Below are 3,145 nucleotides of genomic sequence, written 5' to 3' on the forward strand. Positions count from 1 at the left end.
TCCATAGCCAAGTCGTATCAGGCTCCCCGCGTTCATCCGCGTACACGGAATCGCCCTGTCCGCCGCGGCTTTCATCAACGCCGCCGTGCTCGGGCCTACCTCGTGCCTGCGCGCATCACGGAGAAAATCGTCGAGCTTCTGTTCGAAGTCGAACTGCGTCTCGGCATCCGTCTGCGGTTTCAACTCGGCAGGCAAGAGATGCTCGATCAGCGCTAATGCCAGATCTCCGGCCTGCCGGCCGACGGCTTCATTATGGTATTCGTAGATGACATCGTAGTGGCCATGCGGACCCGCAGATCGTGTCCTGCCAAAGCTGACGTCCGAACCCGCCAATTTCTGCAGTTCAATGGCAGCATGCTCCATGACATGGCCGAGCCACGTGCCATCGCCTTCGGTCATGCGCCGCACGAGTCCGCCGGGGGACTGATACGAGCAGCCATGCTGTGCGAGGCCCGGCAGATAACCGAGCAAACTGTCTATGAATCGCTGGCCGAGCCGCCCGGTCGGCCATTCCTCCAGCACGCCCAGATCGACGGTGTATCGGATGACCGGGAAATGAGCGTGAATGCTGGGGCCTTGATATGCGACGATCGACTTGACTTCCATCGTATGACCTCCTGTAGCTATCACATCGCGTCATGCACGAGTGACGAAGAGCGCAGACGCAAAAGAAGACGCATCGGGCGCACTTCACTCAACTGGTGATACTCAGAGCCGTCGACGCTGCTAGGCAGTCAATCTATAAAAAATAGAGACATTTACAGATATAGCAACCTGTACCCATCGATTTTCTGGTCTGTCACTACAAGGCGTCGCGGCTGGAGTCGGCGGCTTAGATGCGTTTGTGTCGAGGCGCTTACCCCCTTCGACCGCGCCGAGGCGGACAAATCGGAAAAACCTCAAAATTTTGGGTTTTGACCCAGCCCCGGTCGAGAGTTGGCGATCACAAACGTTGAAGGCGGACGCTCAGGCACGGCGGGACCGCTGAGGGCCGCTCTAAAACCAACAATGGTCACGCAGGGCGACTCGACCAGAGTCTCCTTTGGCCGAAGACGCGACGGGCAAGATCGGCGCGCGAAGGTCCGTTGGCTGGGCGGAGCAGACGTTCGAACGCCGGGTGAAAGCGTAGGCGAGACCCACCGCCGAACGGCCGTCTCACCCTGCTCCATCGACCGCAAACCTGCTCACCGATAATCCCTCATTTCGCACGATCTGTACCACCTCCAGCTTGAAGGTGACGGCAAATTGTCAGTCGGCACCTTCTTGTCATCTAGCTTTTTTCCTCGTCGATTCGCGATTGTCCTCCTATCGACCTGTCCGAGGAAATTAGACCACCACATTCCTCGATAGTGTGCGCTGCGCCCGCCATGCACAGGCGCACCGTCCGCTAATGCTGCTGGCCTCTCGACGTTTCCCGCTCCCTGCCTCTCAAGGCCTCTCGCTCCTTGCCTCTCAAGACTTCCTGCTCACCACCTCTCAAGGCCTCTTGAATGGAGTCTGCAAAGTCCGAGAGGTGCCTAAGATTGAAATCCACGGAATTGCGTGAAGACCCGCTCATTGCTTCATGACGTATCAAGTCCAGGGCGACTTCGACGGCCACCCTCCGCTTTGATGAGGCATCAAGAGTGGCGTCGTTATCGTTATAGAGGAAAGATTTCTGTTTCTCATCCATTTTGCTCTCCAAAGTATTGAACTCCATGAAGGATAGACTTCTTGCTTCACCCGCCCTGGAGCCCTGTCACCAGGTCAGCTTGCGACCGCCTGGCATGTCGCCGTCATCATGGCGAAAACTCATTCGATCTCGCGCCAACCGCACGCCGCGCTCGGGTGCACGCTATCGGTGACATCGATAGCGGCACCGCCGGTGGGGAGGTTGGCGGCTACGTGCTCCATGACATGGCCTAGTCAGGTTCTTTCGCCTTGGTGCATGCGTCACACAAACCCGCCGGGGGTTGGATAGGAGCAGCCGTGTTGCTGGAGGCCGGGTAAATAGCCAGGAAGACGATCGATGAAGCCTTGGCCGAGGCGCGCTGTTGGCCACTCTTCAAGGACCCCGAGATCAACGGTGTACCGCATCAGCATCACGCAAACACCAGCGTGGTTAGACGCGCCTTCGTTTTCGCGCCAGCAATGGACTCGGCCAGGATGGCTGCACAGCACCGTGATGAAACGACTCCACCGTGGAAACGACTCCACCGTGACCGCGCGTTGCCGAGATGATCAGCACCACCCATTTTTCTCTGTGGCCCTGACCTCGCGCGCTCGATGAGTCCGAGCACCTGGCTGGACATGCTGCAGAGTACCTCACGTCAGGTCTCCGGGCCGGTAGCGGATGCGTTAGACGGTCACCCACGCCTTAACGCCCCGCGTCATGATCCGTTAGACCAAAGTGATTTCAAGTAGGTGCGTGCGACTTCGTGTGCGTCGCAACAAAAACGCCCGCAGAGACGCTCTAGGCACCATGAACACCCGGAACAATCGCTGGCCGATCAGCCTCTTTAAAAATAGAGGCAATTCCAGATAAAGCAACGTCTCTTGTGTAATTTTCCGGCTGGTCTTCGGCCTGCCGAGATCTGACCGCCTGTCGCCCCATCTCGGCCGGGTCCATTCGACGACCGGTCGAGCAACAGGGTCGTCTACAGGCGCTCGTTGATGACCATGGACGGCGGGGCAGCACAACGGCAGCGCTGGCCATTCGCGCACGTTGCCCCGCAAAGACGGGCAGACAGTGGCTTGCCGGATCTCGCAGCATCCGGTCGAACTTCGTGCCTGACAGCCGCCAGAGGTATCGTCACGAGCGATCAGAAACGTTCGGCACGATAAATCCACGGTTTTGCCCCTTGCATCAAAGGTGATGCTCACCACGCTCGGCAAGATCCCACAACGTGCCTTCCCGGCAGGAGATTCGCCCCTGTACCTTACACCGCGCGCATGACCAGGCTTCGTGTCGTCTCGGTCGATGTCCGGCTCCGCGGGGCCTTTCCTGCGTGTGAAGCACGTCGCGGTCATCGCGCTCGTGGAGTCGAAGTCAGTCGCGGAGGCGATCACGGTTGCGTGGAATCACGCCACGGGCGTGGCCGCGCCCCGCTGACGGCCACGCGCGCCTTTCTCGTCCGGAAAGTGTCGTGCGTTAATGAATGCATGA

2 protein-coding genes are annotated in these 3,145 nt (G+C 59.0%); both read right to left on the reverse strand.

The window, feature by feature from the left end; translation table 11 throughout:
- A partial coding sequence (locus P0D89_RS51890) for a cyanophycin synthetase family protein (protein ID WP_408370791.1) occupies nt 1–606 on the reverse strand: 606 nt, incomplete at its 3' end.
- A gap of 781 nt (nt 607–1,387) precedes the next feature.
- Nucleotides 1,388–1,672, reverse strand: a complete 285-nt coding sequence (locus tag P0D89_RS51895; RefSeq protein WP_408370792.1) for a hypothetical protein — start codon at nt 1,670–1,672, stop codon at nt 1,388–1,390.
- Between the last annotated feature and the right edge of the window lie 1,473 nt (nt 1,673–3,145).

Origin of the sequence: Paraburkholderia sp. RL18-085-BIA-A, from assembly GCF_046027075.1 — a bacterium.
Taxonomy (GTDB): Bacteria; Pseudomonadota; Gammaproteobacteria; order Burkholderiales; family Burkholderiaceae; genus Paraburkholderia.